This is a genomic window from Synechococcus sp. WC101, from assembly GCF_047461555.1.
GTDB lineage: Bacteria > Cyanobacteriota > Cyanobacteriia > Thermostichales > Thermostichaceae > Thermostichus.
Window position 1 is genome coordinate 1 of the sequence record NZ_JANSHG010000180.1, and the last position, 4,505, is coordinate 4,505.

The 4,505-nt window shown below is 62.1% G+C and carries 6 protein-coding genes and 1 pseudogene; all 7 read left to right on the forward strand.

From position 1 onward, the window contains the following. A partial coding sequence (locus NW809_RS10925) for a ChaB family protein (RefSeq protein WP_414402131.1) occupies positions 1 to 652 on the forward strand: 652 nt, incomplete at its 5' end. A 121-nt stretch (positions 653 to 773) separates the two neighbouring features. Continuing rightward, positions 774 to 1,706 carry a DnaJ C-terminal domain-containing protein gene (locus NW809_RS10930; RefSeq protein ID WP_011430869.1) on the forward strand — a complete coding sequence of 311 codons (933 nt, stop codon included), beginning with the start codon at positions 774 to 776 and terminating at the stop codon, positions 1,704 to 1,706. Further along, positions 1,703 to 1,984, forward strand: a complete 282-nt coding sequence (locus NW809_RS10935; RefSeq protein ID WP_011430868.1) for a chaperone modulator CbpM — start codon at positions 1,703 to 1,705, stop codon at positions 1,982 to 1,984. Before NW809_RS10930 ends, NW809_RS10935 begins: the two co-directional genes overlap by 4 nt. Positions 1,985 to 2,036: 52 nt before the next feature. Next, complete coding sequence (locus tag NW809_RS10940) at positions 2,037 to 2,786, forward strand: photosystem reaction center subunit H (protein ID WP_414402132.1); 750 nt, start codon at positions 2,037 to 2,039, stop codon at positions 2,784 to 2,786. A 157-nt stretch (positions 2,787 to 2,943) separates the two neighbouring features. After that, complete coding sequence (gene rplU / locus NW809_RS10945; RefSeq protein WP_011430866.1) at positions 2,944 to 3,351, forward strand: 50S ribosomal protein L21; 408 nt, start codon at positions 2,944 to 2,946, stop codon at positions 3,349 to 3,351. Between the two features lie 59 nt (positions 3,352 to 3,410). Then, positions 3,411 to 3,680 (forward strand): 50S ribosomal protein L27, encoded by a 270-nt coding sequence (rpmA, locus tag NW809_RS10950; protein WP_011430865.1) that lies wholly within the window; start codon positions 3,411 to 3,413, stop codon positions 3,678 to 3,680. 126 nt (positions 3,681 to 3,806) lie between these two features. Beyond that, positions 3,807 to 4,505: pseudogene (locus NW809_RS10955) on the forward strand (cellulose synthase); the annotation flags it as partial.

The following is a 4,505-nucleotide window of genomic DNA, read 5'->3' on the forward strand; positions in this document are numbered from 1 at the left end:
CCGCATCTCCATCATTGGCCGCAACTTTCAAACGGAAGCCAAAATTAGTGGCTTTATCACTCGCAAAGATGTGGTTCTCGATGGCTTGACCAGCGGCGCCATCTACGGATCCCTGTTTGGATCGCTGCTGGGGCTCCTCACGGGGGTAGGGGTGCTGTTTATTCCCTTTTTGGGGGCGGTGGTGGCCGCCGGGCCACTAGGAGCGGCGCTGCTGGGGGCAACCGGTGGCGCTCTCTACGGGGCGCTGGGAGCGGGGCTGGGATCCGCCCTCATTGCCCTGGGCATGCCACAGGAGAAGGCCGCCATCTACCAGACGCGGGTGCAGGCGGGCGAATTCCTGTTGGTGGTGCAGGTGCCGGAGGAAAAAGCGGGCGAAATCTACTTGCTGCTGCAAAGTGCCGGCGGCGAAGAGGTGGCCACTGCCGACTTGAACTTGCCCAGCGAGCCAGAGGGATCCCTGACTCCCGAAACCATCTCCCCCGAGATCCGCGCCGATCTCTCAGAAGAAGCCCAGCAAACCTTTGTGGAAGCCTATAACCAGGCCAAGGCAGAGGGCAGCCCGGTCACCCAGGCGCTGCTCAAGGCTTGGGAAAAGGTCAAACAAGTTTTCACAAGAGACGACAACGGGATTTTCTCCAGGCGCAAACCCTAGGGGAGTGCTCTCAGGGGCAAGGACAGAGCTAAGTGTTTCTCCCTCGCTCTGGGTTTTCCGATTGCACCTCTAGCCTGAAGGTATCCTAAAAGCCTTAACCTGATTTCGTAGGGGTGAGCTTATGGCTGCGAGCGATTTCAAGGACTACTACCAGATCCTGGGCGTCAGCCGAGATGCCTCTTTAGAGGAGATCAAGCGCGCCTATCGCAAGCTGGCTCGCCAGTATCACCCCGACGTCAACCCCGGCAACAAGGCGGCCGAGGAGCGCTTCAAGCAGATCAACGAAGCCTACGAGGTGCTCTCGGATCCCGACAAGCGGCGGCGCTACGACCAGTTTGGCCAGTACTGGCAACGGGTGGGCAGCGGCGCGGCGGCGGGGCCGGGCATGGAGGGATTTGCCCAGTACGCCAGCTTCGAGGACTTCATCAACGAGCTGCTGGGCCGCATGGGATCCCGCCGCGGCGGCTTCCAGGGCTTCACCACGGGGTTTGGGCCGTTTGTCTCGGTGGATCTGCCAGGGCAAGACGTAGAAGCCACGCTGGGCCTCACCTGGGCAGAGGCCTTCCACGGCACCCAAAAGCGGCTGAGCGTGGATGGCGAAACCCTCACCATCCGCATTCCTCCCGGCGCCAAACCGGGCAGCCGCATCCGCGTCAAGGGTAAAGGCCAATATAGCCCCTTTGGCGGGCCGAGGGGGGATCTCTACCTCACCCTGGAGCTGCCCCCGCACCCCTTCTTCCGCTTCGACGGCGACAACCTGCTCTGCGAGCTGCCCATCACCCCTGACGAGGCGGTTTTGGGCGGCACAGCGGAAGTCCCCACCCCCACCGGTCGGGTGCAACTGAAGATCCCCGCCGGCGTGGATAGCGGCCAGACCCTGCGGCTGCGCGGCCAGGGCTGGCGGGATCCCCAAGGGCAGCGGGGCGACCTGCTGGTGCGGCTGAAGGTTGTCACGCCCAAATCCCTCTCCCCCACTGAGCGGGATCTCTACGAGAAGCTGCGGCAAAATCGGAGCTGGGATCCCCGCGCCTACTTGCAGGAGGTGAGGCTATGAGCTTGGCCATTGTGCGGGTAGAAGAACGGCTCTACACCTTTGAGCAGGCCAGTGAAGTAGCCGGGATCCCGACCCACCTGCTGGAGTGGCTGCTGTTGCAGGGGCTGGTGGAAGCGCAAAGCAGCTACCTCACCCCCCAACAACTGCGGCGCCTGCTGCAGATGATCCGCCTGCATCGGGACTTGGGCCTCAACTGGGTTGGGGCGGCCATGGTTTTGGATATGGCCCAGGAAATTGCCCGCCTCAGGGCGCAGCTACACTACTACCGCGGAGGCTAAGCAGCCCAAGCCTCCATCTCCCTTAAATCCCGCAAGTCAGGAGAACTTCTCTATGGAACAAGTCGTCCGACGCAGCCAAGTGGTGGGCCTGCTGGCCCTGGATAGCAGCACTGCCACGGCCCTGGGCACTGTCGAAGAAATCTGGGTCGATGGACAAGGGCGGGTCTGCTACTTCACCAGCCAGCAGGGCTACACCCCCCTGGAGCAAATCTCTCTCATCGGGCCGGACGCGCTGCTGACCTACTCCACCGTCTTCGCCACTCCGGCAACGCCGCTTAGCTCCCTCTACCGGCGAACCGTGCGTATTGGGGATCAGCCGGTGGGCTGGATCGAGGATTTTCTCTTCGATTGGGAAACCGGAACGATTGCCGCCTACATCCTGGGGGGCAGCATCGCCGAGCCCTGGGGAGGGCGCGCCGTCCTGTTGCCGGAGGATGTAGAGGCCATCGACGTAGATGCCGTGGTGGTCAAGGAAGATGCGCCGCAGCGCCTCAAATCAGAAACTGAGGGCCTAAAGAACTTTTGGAGCGAAAAGTCTCGCCAAGTCAAGCAGCTCATCCAGCGCATGGGGAATCGCCTCAAATCCCTGGTCGGCCCCCAGGATCCGCCGGAGGTGGTGCGCGTCAAGGTCAAGCAAGTGCGGGACGAGCTGGCCAAAGGGGGCAAGTTCGACCTCTCCCTGCTCGATGAGGCGGCAGAGTTTTTGCAGCAAAAATGGACAACCTGGCAGCAGCGCCTTAGCCGCGCCGCCCAGCGCATGCAAGCTGCCCTCCAGGCCGCCTGGGAAAAGCTGACCGAATGATGCTCCAACTCCCCTCTCCCAAAGGGAGAGGGGATGGGGGTGAGGGAATAGCCCTAGCTGACAGAGGGCAGGTTTTTCCGCTAGGATTAAAAATCGCTGTCAATGCTCGGATCAGGTTGCAAGACCCCTAGGGGCACCTGTACGGCAAGGAAAAGGCATGACCTACGCAATTGTGGAAACCAGTGGCAAGCAGCTTTGGGTAGAGCCAGGGCGCTTTTACGACGTCGATCGCCTGCCCGGCACAGAGGAAAACAGCCCCTTGGCCCTGTCCCAGGTGTTGTTAATCAACCACGAGGGACAGGTGACGCTAGGGCATCCGTATGTTCCCGAGGCAGTGGTCAGGGCACGGGTCTTGCAGCACCGCCGCGGCAACAAAATCATCGTCTACAAGATGAGGCCGAAGAAGGGAACCCGCAAAAAGAGAGGACACCGGCAGCCGCTCACCCGCGTGCTGATCGAGTCCATCGAACTCAACGGCACAACCCTGGCCACGGCCCAGTCTGCTCCGCCATCCACTTCTGAGGCGACCACTGACACCACAGGGATCCCAGCGGCGGAGGAATAGATCCTAAACTCAGGATCCCAACTTATCTTTGGCGACGACACAGTTGCAGAGGAGGCGTTATGGCTCACAAGAAAGGAACCGGCAGTACCCGCAACGGTCGCGACTCCAATGCCAAGCGGCTGGGGGTGAAGTGCTTTGGCGGCGAGCTGGTGCACCCTGGCTACATTTTGGTGAGACAGCGGGGCACCAAGTTTCATCCAGGGGTGAACGTGCGCCGCGGCGGCGACGACACCTTGTTTGCGGTGGCCACCGGCATTGTTACCTTTGAGCGCTACGGCAAGTGGCGGAAAAAGGTGAGCGTCTACCCGGTTGAGGCGGCTGCCCAATAGGCAGTGAGCTTCCCGTTCTGGCTGGGCAACTGGGCAAGACAGCTCAACTGGTTCCATTCCTCAGCCTGCAGCTGGGCAAAGGGGGGATCCTGGCTTGGCCCAATCCCAATCCTGTGTGGAGCGCCTGTGAGATCCAGGGCTGTGCGGGTGTACTTGTTTCGGGGAGTGGGGTTGCTCCACCTTATCGCTGGGGTGGCGTACCTCTACTGGCGCATCAGCGAGGGGCTGACCGGTCTGGGATCCCTTCTGTTTTGGGGGGCAGAGCTGTACGTTTGGCTGGCGGCGGTGGGCTTTATCCTCAGCCGCTATCCCCAGGTGCCGCAGGAGGGGGTGCCCGCGCCCGAGGTGCTGCGGCGGGCGTTTTTTCAACTGCCGCGGGTGGACGTGCTGGTGCTGCGCCAGCGGGATTCCGTGGAAGCGACCCGGCAGACGGTGCTCTCGGCCCTGCGCCTGGATTACCCCTGGGAGCGGCTGTTTGTCCATATTGTGGATCGGGTGGAAGATGCGGAGATGGCTAAAGTGGCGCGGGCCATCCCCTGCGAGTACTGGTCTTGCCCAAGCCCCACGACCGATCCCCTAGCCTACATGCTGGGATCCGGCCAGCTCCAGGGAGAATATCTGCTCCTGCTGCATCCCGGCCATTTTGTCGAGCCGGATTTTTTGTGGCAGACGTTGCCCCTGTTTTACGACTTTCCGGAGCGGGCCCCGATTGCCAATGCCACCGGCTTTGTGCAGGCAACGCTGCGCACCCTGGGCCAGCCCAGGGCGGTTCACCCGCTGCAGCAGCTTTTGGCGGTGGGATCCCAGGGCTACCAGGCGGCGCCG

Coding starts and splice junctions, on each gene's coding strand:
- NW809_RS10930 (WP_011430869.1), top strand. CDS start 774: ATGGCTGCGAGCGATTTCAAGGACTACTACCAGATCCTGGGCGTCAGC.
- NW809_RS10935 (WP_011430868.1), top strand. CDS start 1,703: ATGAGCTTGGCCATTGTGCGGGTAGAAGAACGGCTCTACACCTTTGAG.
- NW809_RS10940 (WP_414402132.1), top strand. CDS start 2,037: ATGGAACAAGTCGTCCGACGCAGCCAAGTGGTGGGCCTGCTGGCCCTG.
- rplU (WP_011430866.1), top strand. CDS start 2,944: ATGACCTACGCAATTGTGGAAACCAGTGGCAAGCAGCTTTGGGTAGAG.
- rpmA (WP_011430865.1), top strand. CDS start 3,411: ATGGCTCACAAGAAAGGAACCGGCAGTACCCGCAACGGTCGCGACTCC.